The following is a 15848-nucleotide window of genomic DNA, read 5'->3' as shown; positions in this document are numbered from 1 at the left end:
GTCACCTTTGCCCGAGCCGAATTTGTTGATCCAGCCAAAGCCCATGTCCTCAATCGGGGCGGCTTCGGGATCCGGGCCAACCAAATCAGGGTCACCCGCACCGTGTGCCTTACCGAATGTGTGGCCACCCGCGACCAGAGCGACCGTTTCTTCGTCATTCATCGCCATCCGGCCAAAGGTGTCGCGGATATCGCGGCCCGAGGCCAGAACGTTCGGCTCGCCATCCGGGCCTTCGGGGTTCACATAGATCAGGCCCATCTGCACAGCGGCCAGCGGGTTTTCCAGATCGCGCTCACCCGAGTAACGGCTGTGCGGGTTGTCGGTCGGGGCCAGCCATTCGGTTTCCGAACCCCAATAGATGTCTTCTTCAGGTGCCCAGATGTCTTCGCGGCCTCCGGCAAAACCAAAGGTTTTGCCGCCCATCGACTCGATGGCGCAGTTCCCGGCCAAGATCATCAGATCGGCCCAGGAAATCTGGTTGCCGTATTTCTGCTTGATCGGCCACAAAAGGCGGCGCGCTTTATCCAGGTTGCCGTTATCAGGCCAGCTGTTCAGCGGCGCGAAACGCTGGTTGCCGGTCGAGGCACCGCCACGGCCGTCTGCCGTCCGGTAGGTGCCGGCACTGTGCCAAGCCATACGGATGAAGAACCCACCGTAGTGGCCATAGTCGGCAGGCCACCAATCCTGCGAGTCCGTCATCAGCGCATAGAGGTCTTCTTTCAGCGCTTTCATGTCCAGCTTCTTGAACTCTTCGGCATAATCGAAGTCGGAGTCCATCGGGTTCGAAGCAGGACCGTGCTGATGCAGGATCGAAAGCTTGAGTTGGTTGGGCCACCAGTCGCGGTTCGACCGGGTTCCGGCACCATGCATTACAGGGCAACCACCTGCTTTAGGGTTATCACTACCATCCATATCGATCTCCAATCCTGGCTAAATTCCGGCAGGTTCGCGCGGTCAAAACTCGGTCGATCAAGCACACATGTAGATGACACTTTTACCTCGCTAAGGATGCGCGGTGCGTCCTGTGCAAGGTATCGGCGACTCTTCTGTCTTGTCTCCTCCAGAAATAGCAAACCAAAGCCATGCGAAAAAGTTTTCTTTAGTGATGAGTTTAATAGGAAATGGTTATGATATTTTTGGAAATGGACAAGCCAAGCCAAAATAACCTTGGGTCACATCCCGGATACGGTAATTGTTTTTTCCCGTCGCTCGACCACAGTCTTGGACAGGGCTGACCCGGGCACCACTTTGCCCGGTTGGGCAGGAGGGGATCGGAATGGAATTCGACTATGTCATTGTCGGCGGCGGGTCTGCGGGCTCGGTGCTTGCCAGCCGCCTCAGCGAAGACCCAAGCAAGCACGTTTGCCTGCTCGAGGCCGGAGGGCGTGGCGACAGTATATTGGTCAGGATGCCCTCGGCCGTTGTAGCCGCCCTGCCCGGACGGCCCAAGATCAACAACTGGGCCTTTGAAACGGTGCCGCAGCCGGGCCTGAACGGACGGCGGGGCTATCAGCCGCGCGGCAAGGCCTTGGGCGGATCCAGTGCGATCAATGCGATGCTTTATGTCCGGGGCCATCGCCGGGACTATGACGGCTGGGCCGAGCTGGGCTGCACCGGCTGGGGATGGGACAGTGTGCTGCCCTATTTCAAACGATCTGAGAATAATGAGGACGGCGCCGATGACCTGCACGGCGCCACCGGCCCGCTGCAGGTGTCAAATCAGAAAGAACCGCGCCCGATCACTCATGCGTTCATCGAGGCCGCCGAGCAGATGCAGCACCGCCGTACCGATGATTTCAACCGGGGCGACAATGAAGGGGTGGGCCTGTATCAGGTCACTCAGTTTCATGACCCCGCCAAAAACGGCGAGCGATGCTCGGCTGCTGCGGCTTATGTCTTTCCAGTCATCGACCGCCCTAACCTGACAGTGATTACCCATGCCCATGCCAAAGAGCTGACCTTTGACGGCAAGCGCGCGACCGGTGTGATCTATAAGAAGAAAGCCAAAGGCACCGACATCACGGTCACGGCGAGGCGCGAGGTTCTGATCTGCGCCGGTGCGCTGAAGTCCCCGCACCTGCTGCAACTGTCCGGGATCGGCGCCGCAAAGGACCTGACCGAACATGGCATTGCCGTGCGCCATAACCTGCCCGGTGTGGGTAAGAATCTGCAGGACCATTTGGATTTCATCCTGTCGTACAAAACCAAAGACACCGACAATTTCGGGATCAGCCCGGTGGCGTCGTCAAAGCTGACCCGGCACCTTCTGCGCTGGCGCAAGACTGGAGTATCGATGGCAGCAACGCCTTTTGCTGAGGGGGCCGGATTTCTGAAAACCTCAGCCGATCTGGACCGGCCTGATATTCAGCTGCATTTCACCATCGCATTGGTCGATGACCACGCCCGCAAACTGCATTACGGCCACGGCTTCACCTGCCATGTCTGCAAACTACGACCCGAAAGCCGTGGAACGGTTGGATTGAACAGCGCCGATCCCTTTGCCGCACCTGCAATCGACCCGGCCTTTCTGTCCGATGACCGCGATTTGGACACAATGATCAAGGGCGCGCGAATGATGCGGGACATCCTCGAGGCGCCTGCCCTGGCCAAATACCGGCACAAAGAGATGTTCGGAACCGATACCGCCCGCACCGACGCCGATTGGGAACAGCACATCAGGGCCCGTGCCGACACGATCTATCACCCGGTCGGAACTTGCAAAATGGGTGTGGACGAGATGGCCGTGGTTGACCCGGACCTGCGCGTGCACGGGATCGAAGGGTTGCGGGTGGTCGATGCATCGGTCATGCCGACGCTAATCTCGGGCAACACCAACGCGCCGACCATCATGATCGCCGAGAAAGCCGCCGACCTGATCAAGGCCGCCGGATGATCTTCAGACGTCTTTCATCAGGGCCTCGAGCCCGGTGCGATAATCTGGGTACAGAAGGCGCACGCCCAGCTCATCCTTGATCCGGTCATTCCGAACGCGCTTGTTCTCATTGTAAAAGCTGCGGGCCATCGGAGTCAGGTCGGCCTCGTCAAAGGGCACGGCGGGTGGCAGGGGCAGGCCCTGTAGCTCGGCAGCGTATGCAATGACATCCTGTGGCGGCACCGGCTCATCATCGCAGACATTGTATATGGAACCAGGGTTGGGCGCGGCCATCGACGCGGCCAGAACCTGCGCGATGTCGGCCACGTGAATGCGAGAGAACACCTGCCCGGGCTTGATGATGCGTCGCATTCCCGCCCGCTTGAGCTTAGAAAACGGCCCCCGACCGGGACCGTAGATACCGGCCAACCGGAAGATATGCACCGGCAATCCGGGGATGTCCTGCCATTGCTGCTCAGCCTTCATCCGCCACTTGCCCCTCTGAGCCGTCGGCGTTGCAGGGGTGGTTTCATCTACCCATTCTCCCTGATGATCGCCATAGACGGCGGTCGTCGACAGGTATCCAACCCATTTGAATTGTGCGGCGCGTGCGGCAATCTCGTCCTGCAACGCAGCCAGTACCGGATCACCGTCCTTGTTTGGGGACGTTGAGATTAAAAGATGCGTCACCCCGTTCAGATCAGGTGTCTGCCCGGGCCAGATCAGTGGCTCGGCGCCCGATGCGCGAATGGTTGGGGATTGGGCGGGATCGCGGGTTGTGCCGACGATGCGCCACCCTTGGGGTTTCAGTCGCTGGGACAAGGCTTGCGCCGAATATCCGTGGCCGAACGAAAAAAGAGTTCCAGTCATGTCGCCTTTGATGATCCGCAATTCCGACGGATGCAAGCACATGCGTCTGAATACTTGATTCGAATCCCCCAATGCGCCTTTCTTTTAAGCATGGCTGAGAAAACACCAAATCTGCATTCCGCGTATTCCTTGGACTCGCCCGAGGATCACAAAGAATTATATGCCGAGTGGGCCGGGGATTATGACGAAACCTTCGCCGCGCGCGAGGATTACCAGCTCCATATTCACACGGCCCGCGCCTTTGTGGCCGCGGGAGGGCAAGGCCCGGTTCTGGATGTGGGCGCGGGTACCGGACTGTGCGGTGCGGTTCTGGCCGGTCTGGGGGTGGGTCCGATCGACGCCACCGATATCAGCGCCGAGATGCTGGATCAGGCTATGCGCAAGGATATCTACCGCGACGCGATCGAGGCCGACCTGAACCAAGGCATCCCCGTTCCGCCTGACAGCTATTCCGGCATTGTGTCTTCGGGCACGTTCACTCATGGCCATCTGGGACCCGAGGCGCTGTACGCCCTGTTGCGCATCGCCCGCCCCGGCGCGCAATTTGCCCTATCGATCAACGCGCAACACTATGAAAAGCTGGGCTTTGCCGAGGCATTGCATAAATTGGCGCAGGGCCAGATACAGAACCTTTCCCTGCCCGAGGTGCGGATATACGGCGACCTGGCCGTGGGTCCCAACAAGGGCGACACGGCGCTGATTGCATTGTTCGAACGGACCTGACCGTTACGTATACATCTGTTTCTTGTACGCCCGGGTCCGCGTCGTCGCCTCGGCAGAGCCGTCGTGATAGGTGCCGAACCACTTGTCGAAGGGAATCTCGGACGTGCCGTAGTTGCACTCGAAATACCGGTGATGAAGCTGGTGAAAGAAATCCCCCGCACGTGCGGCATCGGTGTCCCCGGCTTTCAGCTTTTCGAACCCGGAATGCGACAGGACCGGGCTGATCTGCTGAAAATAGGTGTGGAACAGCACATGCAGCGGATGTGACGGTACGATCAGGTGGATGAAGTAGGTCGTGAAATACAGCAGGTTTTCATACCAGTGGTTCGATATCCCCGACCACGGCCCGATATTGACGTTGCGGTGATGCACCGCGTGGACGTGTTTATAAAGCTTGGGGTGATGCTCCAGCCGGTGCGCCCAATAGAAATGCAGCCCTGACCACATTGGGATGAACAGCATCCAAACCACGCACCAGACCGGTGCGCTGGCCCATGTGACCGTTGGCACATAACCATTGGCCATCGCCCAGTAGATCACCCACTGATACACGGTCGCCACGGTCATCGCGCTGCCCAGCGTCCACCAGATATTGTCCCAAACCTGATTGCGGAAGGTGAAATTGCCGTTGCTGCGGGTCAGGTCGCGGCGGTCGAACTTCTTATACATGCCCTGACCTTTGCGCATGTAAAGCCACCAGTGCAGGCCACCGGCGATCAGGATCTGAGGCACCATGTTCAACAGCCAGATGCGGAACATCCAACCCGGTGCAAAACTCTTCATCGTTTCCAGCGCCGGAAAAAAGAAAGCATAAGCCGTGACGGCCAGCACCATGCACAGAGTCAGCGAAGTGATCTGCAACCACGCGCCACTATACCATTTCAGTACAGCAGCGGGGCGCGGAGGCCAGTTGAACAGCGGGTTCAACCCAACCGGTCCTTCGGGGTGATAGTGCCAACGGGCGGCTTCGGGGTCTTGGGTGACGTCTGTCATGGCAATACCCTTTATGTGGCGTAGTCGGGTTAAGTGGCGTAGTCCGAGCCCTCTGTATCCAGCAGAGCTTTGATTTCACGCAGATGTGCTTCGCCCTGACCAGGATAGTCGTCCAGTTCCTGAGCGGTCTTTTCGGCAATCTCGTCCGACAGAACGCGCAAAGGCTGGCCGGTTTGCAGCGCGCGGATATAGGTCTCTGCCGCGCGTTCGAAATAATAGAGGCGATTGAAAGTGTCCGCCGGATCGCTTCCGATCACCAGAACGCCATGATTGCCCATGATCATGACCTTTTTCTTCGGGTCCGACAGCATCCCGGCGCAGCGTTCACCCTCGCTTTCAAAGGCAAGACCACCGAACTCCTGATCGACCACGTAACGGTCATAGAAGGTGGCTGTGTTCTGGTCGATCGGCGGCAGGGTGCTGTCCGCCAGCGAAGCGAGTACGGTGGCAAAGATCGAATGCACATGCATCACGCAGCGCGCGTGCGGGCAGTGACGGTGGATCGAACCGTGAAGGCCCCATGCGGTGGGATCGGGTGCACCGGGCTGGGACATCACGTCCGGGTCGTTGGCATCCAGCAGCAGCAGATTCGACGCTTTGATCCGCGCGAAATGCATCTGATTGGGGTTCATCAGGAACTGCGTGCCCTCCTCATTCACTGCAAGGCTGAAATGATTGGCTACGCCTTCATGCATGTTCAGCCGCTCGGTCCAGCGGAAAGCGGCGGCAAGGTCCACGCGTTCCGCCCAGTGGTCGATATTGGGTCGCAGGTTGGTGACGGTCATTTCGAGCTCCTGTTGGGCTAGCGGGGGCTTTGGGAAAAGCGTGCCTGCGACGCGAATGTTTGACCAACGAAAAAAACAGACCTATCTCATTAGCTGAACTAATGGCAGGGTTATGCACATGCAGAATTCGCTTCCTCCGCTGGGCTGGCTGCGCACCTTCGAAGCCTCGGCCCGGCATCTGTCCTTTACCGGCGCGGCCCGGGATTTGAACATGACCCAAAGCGCGGTCAGTCAGCAGATCAAATCGCTGGAGGGCTATCTGGGCCAGCCCCTATTTGTGCGCCGCCCGCGCGCGCTGGAATTGACCGAGGCAGGCATCACCTATCTGCCAGTGGTGCGCGACGCCTTTCGCACACTGGTGCGTGGAACACAGGCCGTCACCGGAGCGCAGCAAAACGCTGTGCAGGTACAAAGCAACATCAGTTTTGCTGTGAACTGGCTGGCCCCGCGCCTGCCGCTGTTTCAATCCGAACACCCCAAGGTGCAGCTGAACGTCTTTACCGAATTGTGGGAACCACGCGAGATGGCCGAAGGCGCTGCGGTGGAAATCCGATATTCGCTGCGGCCATCCGATACGGTGCGCACCGAATTGCTGCGAACCGATCACTATTACCCGGTCTGCGCCCCCGGTTACGAGGTGACGCTGGGCACCTTGCAACAGCAGCCGCTGTTTGACTGTTCCAACCTGCTATCCAACTGGGCGAGTTGGGCCGAAGATCTGCCGCTTAATTGGGAAAACCCTCCGATCACCTATTCGACCACCTACCTGGTCAGCCTGTCCGTGGCGATGGCCGGTGGGGGGCTATGCCTGAGCCACGACACCATCGCGTGCGACTTGATTCGGCAGGGGCGGCTGGTGGCACCTTTCGCCCATCGCGCTGTGATGCCCGAAGCCTATTATCTGCTATTATCCCCGCAGGCCGAGGAAACGCCGGGGGCGCTGGCCTTTGCCGATTGGTTGCGACGAGAGATGGAGGCGGATCGGCTGGCGTGACCGGGGTATTCCCGCCTATCGTCAATGCCGCTGCGCGACACCTCCTCTGGTTGGGCCGGGCAGCGTTGACGCGCTGCGTGACGGTTTCATGATAGCTGTGCACCGGGGGTTGCACCTTTGTGTGCATTCGGGAAAGTTGAGCCATGGAATACACGCCTTTCCCAAGTTGGCCCGATGTCGCCCCCAGATTGATTGCAGTTGCCGCAGGACGCGAGGCCGCCGACACGGTCATTCGCGGTGGGATCTGGGTCAATGTACACAGCCGCGAAACCCTGCCTGATCATGACATTGCCATTGCCGCAGGGCGCGTGGCTTATGTTGGACCGGACGCATCCCACTGCGTTGGACCTGATACACAAACCATTGAAGCACGCGGCCGATACATGCTGCCGGGTCTGTGCGACGCCCATATGCATATCGAGTCGGGCATGCTGACCCCGGCCGAGTTCGCTCGTGCGGTGATTCCGCATGGCACCACCTCGATGTTCACCGACCCACATGAGATCGCAAATGTACTGGGGCTGGATGGTGTGCGAATGATGCATGACGAGGCGCTGATGCAGCCGGTGAATATCTTCACCCAGATGCCGTCCTGTGCGCCCTCAGCCCCGGGGTTGGAGACCACGGGCTATGAGATCAACCCCGAAGACGTATCCGAAGCCATGAACTGGCCCGGGATCATCGGGCTGGGTGAGATGATGAACTTTCCCGGCGTGATCCATGGTGATCCAAAGATGCTGGCCGAGATCGCGGCGACTCAGCGGGCGGGCAAGACGGTGGGTGGTCACTATGCTTCGCCGGACTTGGGTCCTGAATTCGCGGCCTATGTCGCGGGCGGCCCGGCAGATGACCACGAAGGAACCTGTGAGGCCGACGCCATTGCGCGCGTCCGCCAAGGGATGCGGTCGATGATGCGGCTGGGGTCGGCCTGGTACGACGTCGAAAGCCAGATCACGGCCGTCACCGAAAAGGGGCTCGACCCACGCAATTTCATCCTGTGCACAGATGACTGCCATTCCGGCACGCTGGTGAATGACGGGCATATGAACCGAGTGGTACGTCACGCGATTGCCTGCGGCTGTGATCCACTGATCGCCCTGCAGATGGCCACGATTAACACCGCAGCGCATTTTGGTTTGGAGCGCGAGATCGGATCAATCACGCCGGGACGGCGAGCAGACGTCATCCTCAGTTCGGACCTGACGGAACTGCCCATCGAACTGGTCGTCGCGCGTGGTCAGGTAGTGGCAGAGAATGGGGCGATCACCGTCGACTGTCCGCATCTGAACTGGCCCGACACTGCCCGCAACACTGTGCATCTGGGTCATACGCTGACCCATGCGGACTTCGAAATCAAAGCATCCGCCGGCGCCAACAGGGTTCAGGCCAACGTCATAGGTGTAGTCGAAAATCAGGCCCCGACTAAGGCTCTGAAGACCGAGTTGCCGATCATCGGCGGGTTGGTCGAAGGCGAAGGCGACGTCTGCCAGATCGCGCTGGTTGAACGCCACCGCGCGACTGGTGGGGTAACGAATGCCTTTGTCTCGGGCTTTGGCTATCAGGGCAAAATGGCGATGGCCTCGACCGTGGCACATGACAGCCACCATATGATTGTGGTTGGCACCGACCGGGACCAGATGGCGCTGGCCGCGAACCGTCTGGCCGAGGTAGGCGGCGGCATCACCATCTTCCGTGATGGCGAAGAACTGGCACTGGTCAAGCTGCCCATCGCCGGCCTGATGTCCGACAGCCCGGCTACCGACGTAGCGGCAAGAGCCGAGCAGATGGTGGCGGCGATGCAGGCCTGTGGCTGTCAGTTGAACAACGCGTATATGCAGCACTCACTGCTGGCCCTTGTGGTCATCCCCGAGCTGAGGATTTCCGACCTAGGGCTAGTGGACGTGCGCACTTTTGAAAAGATCGACCTTCTGGAACCTCTTGCATGACAATAATAAAAACACCTGACGTCCCGACCCCCGAGAAATTCACCGATCCCAAAGCGGCGGTTGCCCGTTTGGAACTGCTGTACGACGAGGCGACCAAATTCCTGTGCGACAGCTTTGCCAAAGCGATGGAGGGCGATGCCCCGTCCGAGCGCTACAGAGCCTATTATCCCGAAATCCGCATCAAAACCTCGTCCTATGCGCAGGTCGATAGCCGCCTAAGCTTTGGTCACGTTTCCGAGCCCGGCACCCATGTGACCACCGTGACCCGCCCCGATCTGTTCCGGTCCTATCTGATGCAGCAGATCGCATTGTTGATCAAAAACCACGATCAACCGGTGACAATTGGCGCCTCTGACACACCCATCCCGGTGCATTTCGCGGTGGCGAATAATCCTGATCTGGTGGTGCCGCATCAGGGGGCCGCCGGGTTCACTTTGCGCGACGTATTTGACGTTCCGGATCTGACCACCACAAATGACGACATCGTCAATGGCGTGCATGATGTCGAGGATGAGGTTGGTCCTCTGGCCCTGTTCACCGCGCAACGCGTGGACTACTCGCTGGCGCGGCTGTCGCATTACACTGCGACCGATCCCAGCCATTTCCAGAACCATGTGCTGTTCACCAACTACCAGTTCTATGTCTCGGAATTCGAGAGCTATGCGCGCGAACAGCTGGCTGATCCAGACAGCGGCTATACTGGTTTTGTCTCGACCGGAGATGTCGAGATCACAACGGCGGATGGCGTTCTGGAGCAACCGCTGAAACTGCCGCAGATGCCAACCTACCACCTGAAACGTGCAGACGGGTCGGGGATCACACTGGTCAATATCGGGGTGGGGCCGTCGAATGCGAAAACCGCCACTGACCACATCGCGGTGCTGCGCCCTCATGCCTGGCTGATGGTCGGGCATTGTGCGGGTCTGCGGAACACGCAGGCGCTGGGGGATTTCGTACTGGCCCATGCCTATCTGCGCGAGGACAAGGTGCTGGACGACGACCTGCCCGTCTGGGTGCCAATCCCGCCACTGGCGGAAATTCAGGTGGCCTTGGAACAGGCTGTGGCTGAGGTCACGGAACTGGAAGGCTATGAGCTGAAACGGATCATGCGCACGGGCACTGTCGCCTCGGTCGACAACCGCAATTGGGAATTGCGCGATCAGTCCGGCCCGGTGCAACGCCTCAGCCAATCCCGGGCAATTGCGTTGGATATGGAAAGCGCCACCATCGCCGCAAACGGCTATAGGTTCCGGGTTCCATACGGCACTTTGCTATGTGTCTCGGACAAGCCGCTGCACGGCGAATTAAAGCTTCCGGGCATGGCGTCGGCGTTCTATACCACTCAGGTCAGCCGCCATTTGGCGATCGGAATACGCGCGATGGAGCACCTACGCGGTATGCCTTTAGAGCGTCTGCACAGCCGGAAATTGCGTTCGTTTGACGAAACAGCCTTTCTCTGAAGCAAAAAAGCAACGTTTTCCCCATGTTTTTATGGTTTTCAGCGCTACTATTCGTTGTGTTCGTCCACAATATCCCGTTACAGTTACGCGGTGAGGCCCTATTTATCGGGCACGTTAAGGAGACCAAGAAATGGCAAAGCCTATGACAAAGACTCAGCTGGTTGCTGCTCTCGCTGAGGAGATGGGGACTGACAAGAAAGCCGCGAATGCTGCGCTGGAGGCCATGACCGGCCTGATCACCCGCGAAGTATCTGCTGGCGGTGCGGTAACCCTGCCCGGCGTTGGCAAAATCTACTGCCGCGAGCGCCCTGAGCGCATGGTGCGCAACCCCGCCACCGGCGAGCAGTTCAAGAAAGAAGCCGACAAAGTGGTCAAGATGACCATTGCCAAGGCACTGAAAGACAGCGTGAACGGCTGATCCAAGCTTTCACTGCGATATGATCAAGGGCCGCCATTCGGGGGCCCTTTTTCGTTAGCCTCAATGTAGGCTTAGCAGCACCTCCAGATCACGGCGGCTGAGCCGTGTCATCAGGGACCGGTCATCGGCGGACAGTTTGGCATCCTTGCGGATGTATGTCTCAAGATACGCTGCGATTTCACTTGTAGGGCGGTAATACAGATCCGGCGAGGAATGGCTAAGTTCATCCACTAGCCGAAACAGCAGTTTCTTCTGTTTCTCCGAATCCAGATCTTTGCGTTTTTCTTCCAGCATGAGGTTTCCTATCGCACTTACAAAAGAAGTAGGGCGTCAAAGGTCTCCAACAACTCTTGTGCGTTGTTTCTTTCAGGCGACAGGTCAAATCCCCGTTCGAAAGGTTAATTTGGCAACCAGCAATCCGCTTCGTCAAAGTAGAACCTCGTGAAAACTGGAGGCGCAAGGAAAGGATCTGGCCCCAATCGGACTTCGATCAAAGCACTTGCATCAGGAAGCTCTTCACTACGCACTAAAGAACTGTTGGATTTAGTAACCCGGTGATGCAAGTTTTTTTGATTTTATAACCTCCACGAAAGCATGTTTCTTCAAACAGCCAGAATTCGCGGCTTCATCAATCAAATCAATGTAGAAAGCTTGTCGAGCGCTCAGGCTCTCAAGAGACGCCAATCGGTAGGACTGATAGGCTAGTGCCAAGGTAAGCAATGAGAATAGAAGTAAAAGAATTATTCTTTTCATGGAGTTAAGCTACGCATGCCCACAATTTTTCACAAGCCGGCGGAAAGCAAAAGCTTTGCTCTACAAGACTGCATACACTGTCCGAGTATCCGAGGAAAAACGGGCGCCGCTTTGGGCGCCCGTTTCATTTGGACAACGTCAGAACGGATCAGTGAACCGTCTCAACCTTGTGGAAGTCCAGATCGCGATCTTCAGGCATCGAGTCGATGCTCAGCACCTCTTTGCGCTTGCTGATCAGGATATAGACCACACATGCCAGATACAGACCAACCACAACTGCACCGATCCACTGGATCTGCAGCCACTGGCTTTGGAACAACAGGGTCAGGACGAACAGCAGTGCAACGTTGCCTGCCACGTACGGGGCCTTGCCGAACCGCTCGACCGTCATGTTCAGGTTGTCGGTATACAAGCGGATCAACGAGTCCAGCGAGTTGATCACGAAGGTCACGCCTACGATCACCATCGCGATGTTGATGAGGCCTGCGGTCTCGATACCGTTCAGGTGGTAGTAGTAGAGAACGGTGAACCAGATACCCAGCGGGATCGACGGGAAGATCAGCAGCGCCGCCAGCAGTTGCCATGTGGTCAGACCACCAACAAACCGCGAGGTGAACTGGCCGATCATGATCGACCATGCGAACCACCAGAACAGGTAGAAGGCATGATAGTCGGTCAGCGGCAGGACGAACTTGTGCAGGTTGGCGAAGTAGGCACCGATATTGCTGCCCGTTTCAACGAACCCGGTGACGCCCATGCCAGCTGCGGCCCACATGCCCAAGATCAACGCCAGGAACAGGAAGGTCGAGCCCACCGACAGGATACGCACGTATTTCAGGTCGGTCGACGAATAGGCCGCCGCCAAAATGACAACAAACACGATGATGTAGAAGGTGCCGACCACGGACTCGCCATCGCCTACTTCGGGCAGATAGCCCGGCAGGTAGATCAGGAACAAGCTGGCGGTAAAGGCGCAGGTGCCGATGATGACCACGTTGTTGATCAACTTGACCAGCGGGATCTCGAAGAACTTCACGCGGGGTTCGATCACGCAGAAATAGAAGGCCGTCAGGAAATAGAACGCCCAGATCAGGAAACCCCAGAAGCCGAACTCGATTGCCAGCGGATTGGCGAAGGCGTAAGCGGGTTCTTCGGCATAACCACCGAACTCGGTCAACGGGAACATGATCAGGCCCACATCCAGACCGGATGTGAACAGGATCGCAATGAAAGTGAATAGATGGACGGGGGTTACGCCGACACAGCGCAGATTCCACCACTTCACCACAAAGAAAGCGACCAGGCCCAGAGCCAACAGGACGCCAAACGATAGGATGTATTCCAGAAGCACCAAAACGCCTCCCATGATATTTCGGATGCCGCCGCTGTTAACTTTTATTGGCCAGTCAATCAATAAAAACGGTCAGGCGATTTATTCCGCAAAACAGATGTGCCTTTTTTGACGCAAAAACGCCTCTTCTTGCGCAGGTTGCGAAATTGATAAACAGTGCGCGAAAGTTCTGAGAGGGGACCGGAATGGATCTTCGCGCCATTGCCATGGGGCTGACATTTGCGTTCATCTGGTCGTCGGCCTTTACCTCGGCCCGGATCATCGTTGCGGATGCGTCTCCGTTGTTTTCACTGGCGTTGCGGTTCCTGATTTCGGGGATAATTGGCGTCGCCATCGCGCGCACGATGGGTCAAAGCTGGCACCTGACCCGACCACAGTGGCGCGCAACCATTCTATTCGGAATATGCCAAAATGCCCTGTATTTGGGTCTGAACTTCTATGCGATGCAGACGGTTGAGGCCTCGCTCGCAGCCATCATCGCATCGACCATGCCATTGCTCGTGGCATTGGCCGGATGGCTGTTTCTGGGTGAAAAACTACGACCAATTGCAGTGCTTGGCCTGTTTGCGGGATTCGCGGGTGTTGCTTTGATCATGAGCACACGGATCGGCGGTGGCGTAGATATGTTCGGAGTTGCCTTATGCTGCCTTGGTGCATTGGCGCTGACCTTTGCCACTTTGACCATTCGGGGTGCCACTTCGGGCGGCAACTTTATGATGGTTGTCGGGCTTCAGATGCTGGTGGGGTCCGCCGTTCTTTTCGTCGCGGCACCGCTATTCGAAACGATTTACATCCATCCGACCGTTCCGCTGGCGCTGGCCTTCACATACACGACCCTGTTCCCGGGTTTGCTGGCGACGCTGATCTGGGTGTTGCTGCTGGACCGGATCGGCGCCACCCGCGCGGCGACCTTCCATTTCCTCAACCCGGTCTTCGGCGTCACTATCGCAGCCATACTTCTGGGCGAAAAGCTGGGTCCGTTGGACGCTGTTGGGGTCGGGATCACCACACTCGGTATTCTAGCGGTTCAACTGGCGCGGCAGCCCTCTCAGGGCAGCAAAGCCTCAACCTGACGCAGCAGTTTCGGGGCATCCGGCTTCGTATTCGCGCCATAGGTGGCAACAACCTCGCCGCTTGGATCCAGCAGGATTTTGTTGAAATTCCAGCGTGGCTCAAACCCGGTCTGCGCCGCCACCGCCTTGTAGAACGGATGTGCGTCGGCACCTTTAACCGGGGTGATATCCGTCATCGGCAGGGTCAGGCCGTAGTTCATCTCGCAGAACTCCTTGACCTCATCGGCCGAACCCAGCTCTTGGTTAAAGGAATCCGAAGGAACTGCTAAAACAACGAGGCCGCGAGCCGAATAATCCTCATACACCTTTTGCAGAGCCGCATATTGCCCGGTGAAGCCGCAGTGCGAGGCGGTGTTCACCACCAGGACCGGCTGCCCCCTCCAGTCTTCGATTGACAGATTACCGCCGTCGATCGACGCGAACTCACCCGATAACGGTGCCGCCTGAACCGCACGGCCGAGCAGGATTAAAACCGTCAAAACCAACATTCTGAGCATGGTTTGCCCTCCCTTTTTCTACATTACGTTTCAAACCCGGCTACAGATCACCCGCACGAACGCGCGAGGCTGATGAAATAGGTCTTTGATTTCCCGGCCCCTGCCCCCAGATTATGCCACAAGAAAAACGACCGGAGGAGCCATGACCCGTTACACCAAAGACCCCGAGGCCATTGCCGCCCTGTCTCCCGAAGAGTTCCACGTCACTCAGCGCAGCGGGACCGAGCGTCCGGGCACTGGAAAGTTGCTGAACAACAAAGAACCGGGGATCTACGTGGACATCGTTTCGGGCGAGCCGCTGTTCGCATCGACCCACAAATACGAATCTGGCTGCGGATGGCCCAGTTTCACCAAACCGATCATCCATGAGCATGTGGAAGAGTTTCACGACGCCACCCATGGTATGATCCGCACCGAAGTCCGCTCGAAGCATGGCGACAGCCATTTGGGACATGTGTTCCCAGATGGACCGCGTGAACATGGCGGGCTGCGCTATTGCATTAACTCTGCCGCGCTGCGGTTCATCCATCGCGACGAGATGGAGGCCGAAGGTTACGGCGAATACCTGATCCATGTGGAGGATATCCAATGACCGAAGAACGTGCCGTACTTGCTGGGGGATGCTTCTGGGGAATGCAGGACCTGATCCGCAAACAGCCGGGCGTGTTGCGCACCCGCGTCGGCTATACCGGCGGTGACGTGCCCAACGCCACCTATCGCAACCACGGAACCCATGCCGAAGGGATCGAGATCTTTTTCGACCCCTCCAAAATCACTTATCGCGACTTGCTGGAATTCTTCTTTCAGATCCACGATCCAACAACGCTGAACCGTCAGGGCAACGACCGAGGCATGAGCTACCGCTCGGCCATCTATCACGTGGATGACGCCCAGAAACAGGTGGCTGAGGACACAATTGCCGATGTGAACGCCAGCGGCATCTGGCCTGGCAAGGTTGTGACCGAACTGGAACCTGTTGGCGATTTCTGGGAAGCCGAACCGGAACATCAGGATTACCTCGAGCGTATCCCGAACGGCTACACCTGCCACTTCCCGCGCCCCGATTGGGTACTGCCCAAACGCGACGCGGCTGAATAGAGGAGGGCCCCTTCG

At 57.9% G+C, this 15848-nt stretch carries 17 protein-coding genes (1 of these 17 running past the window's edge); 10 read left to right on the top strand and 7 right to left on the bottom strand.

Features of this window, described 5'->3' with window-relative positions; genetic code table 11:
• Positions 1-912, bottom strand: partial view of a catalase/peroxidase HPI gene (gene katG / locus ACXAGD_RS17710; RefSeq protein ID WP_475212205.1) — the beginning only. The gene continues 1290 nt to the left of window position 1, outside the view; only the first 912 of its 2202 coding nucleotides appear in the window; it begins with the start codon at positions 910-912; the stop codon falls past the left edge of the window.
• Positions 913-1024: 112 nt separating this feature from the next.
• Here katG and ACXAGD_RS17705 point away from each other — a divergent pair, with 112 nt between their 5' ends.
• A complete protein-coding gene (locus ACXAGD_RS17705; protein ID WP_475212204.1) occupies positions 1025-1165 on the top strand; it encodes a hypothetical protein in 141 nt (46 codons plus the stop codon).
• Positions 1166-1276: 111 nt separating this feature from the next.
• A complete protein-coding gene (locus tag ACXAGD_RS17700; protein WP_475212203.1) occupies positions 1277-2893 on the top strand; it encodes a GMC family oxidoreductase in 1617 nt (538 codons plus the stop codon).
• Between the two features lie 3 nt (positions 2894-2896).
• Here ACXAGD_RS17700 and ACXAGD_RS17695 read toward each other — a convergent pair whose 3' ends face one another.
• A complete protein-coding gene (locus ACXAGD_RS17695) occupies positions 2897-3742 on the bottom strand; it encodes an SDR family oxidoreductase (protein ID WP_475212202.1) in 846 nt (281 codons plus the stop codon).
• A 90-nt stretch (positions 3743-3832) separates the two neighbouring features.
• Between ACXAGD_RS17695 and ACXAGD_RS17690 the strand changes: the two genes are divergently transcribed.
• Positions 3833-4465, top strand: coding sequence for a class I SAM-dependent DNA methyltransferase (locus ACXAGD_RS17690; RefSeq protein WP_475212201.1), 633 nt, complete (start codon positions 3833-3835; stop codon positions 4463-4465).
• A gap of 3 nt (positions 4466-4468) precedes the next feature.
• On the opposite strand, the gene ACXAGD_RS17685 is transcribed toward ACXAGD_RS17690, so the two are convergent.
• Together ACXAGD_RS17685 and ACXAGD_RS17680 are read right to left on the bottom strand one after the other, a co-directional pair.
• Positions 4469-5458 carry a sterol desaturase family protein gene (locus ACXAGD_RS17685; RefSeq protein ID WP_475212200.1) on the bottom strand — a complete coding sequence of 330 codons (990 nt, stop codon included), beginning with the start codon at positions 5456-5458 and terminating at the stop codon, positions 4469-4471.
• 29 nt (positions 5459-5487) lie between these two features.
• Positions 5488-6243: a class II aldolase and adducin N-terminal domain-containing protein gene (locus ACXAGD_RS17680; protein WP_475212199.1), complete on the bottom strand. Its 756-nt coding sequence runs from the start codon at positions 6241-6243 to the stop codon at positions 5488-5490.
• Between the two features lie 118 nt (positions 6244-6361).
• On the opposite strand from ACXAGD_RS17680, the gene ACXAGD_RS17675 reads away from it, so the two are divergent.
• From ACXAGD_RS17675 to ACXAGD_RS17660, 4 genes are all read left to right on the top strand, one after another.
• Entirely contained in the window at positions 6362-7237 is an 876-nt protein-coding gene (locus ACXAGD_RS17675) for a LysR family transcriptional regulator (RefSeq protein ID WP_475212198.1), read from the top strand.
• A 143-nt stretch (positions 7238-7380) separates the two neighbouring features.
• Positions 7381-9183, top strand: coding sequence for an adenine deaminase (gene ade / locus ACXAGD_RS17670; RefSeq protein ID WP_475212197.1), 1803 nt, complete (start codon positions 7381-7383; stop codon positions 9181-9183).
• On the top strand, positions 9180-10643 hold the full coding sequence (locus tag ACXAGD_RS17665; RefSeq protein WP_475212196.1) for an AMP nucleosidase: 1464 nt from the start codon (positions 9180-9182) through the stop codon (positions 10641-10643). The genes ade and ACXAGD_RS17665 overlap by 4 nt, the downstream gene beginning before the upstream one ends.
• Positions 10644-10773: 130 nt before the next feature.
• The gene (locus tag ACXAGD_RS17660) at positions 10774-11061 is read left to right on the top strand and encodes an HU family DNA-binding protein (protein ID WP_039533371.1); all 288 of its coding nucleotides are present in this window, start codon (positions 10774-10776) and stop codon (positions 11059-11061) included.
• Positions 11062-11121: 60 nt separating this feature from the next.
• Here the strand turns inward: ACXAGD_RS17660 and ACXAGD_RS17655 are convergent, their stop codons facing one another.
• The gene (locus ACXAGD_RS17655; protein ID WP_475212195.1) at positions 11122-11355 is read right to left on the bottom strand and encodes a hypothetical protein; all 234 of its coding nucleotides are present in this window, start codon (positions 11353-11355) and stop codon (positions 11122-11124) included.
• A 607-nt stretch (positions 11356-11962) separates the two neighbouring features.
• A complete protein-coding gene (locus ACXAGD_RS17650; RefSeq protein ID WP_475212640.1) occupies positions 11963-13159 on the bottom strand; it encodes a BCCT family transporter in 1197 nt (398 codons plus the stop codon).
• A 191-nt stretch (positions 13160-13350) separates the two neighbouring features.
• Between ACXAGD_RS17650 and ACXAGD_RS17645 the strand changes: the two genes are divergently transcribed.
• Positions 13351-14238 (top strand): DMT family transporter, encoded by an 888-nt coding sequence (locus tag ACXAGD_RS17645; RefSeq protein ID WP_475212194.1) that lies wholly within the window; start codon positions 13351-13353, stop codon positions 14236-14238.
• Here ACXAGD_RS17645 and ACXAGD_RS17640 read toward each other — a convergent pair.
• Positions 14214-14735 (bottom strand): glutathione peroxidase, encoded by a 522-nt coding sequence (locus ACXAGD_RS17640; protein ID WP_475212193.1) that lies wholly within the window; start codon positions 14733-14735, stop codon positions 14214-14216. The genes ACXAGD_RS17645 and ACXAGD_RS17640 overlap by 25 nt on opposite strands.
• Positions 14736-14877: 142 nt before the next feature.
• On the opposite strand from ACXAGD_RS17640, the gene msrB reads away from it, so the two are divergent.
• The gene (gene msrB / locus ACXAGD_RS17635) at positions 14878-15327 is read left to right on the top strand and encodes a peptide-methionine (R)-S-oxide reductase MsrB (protein ID WP_475212192.1); all 450 of its coding nucleotides are present in this window, start codon (positions 14878-14880) and stop codon (positions 15325-15327) included.
• Positions 15324-15833, top strand: a complete 510-nt coding sequence (gene msrA, locus ACXAGD_RS17630; protein ID WP_475212191.1) for a peptide-methionine (S)-S-oxide reductase MsrA — start codon at positions 15324-15326, stop codon at positions 15831-15833. Before msrB ends, msrA begins: the two co-directional genes overlap by 4 nt.
• Positions 15834-15848: the final 15 nt, after the last annotated feature.

Source organism: Ruegeria sp. ABF4_144 (genome assembly GCF_056160045.1).
This window is presented reverse-complemented; position numbering and strand designations above follow the sequence as displayed.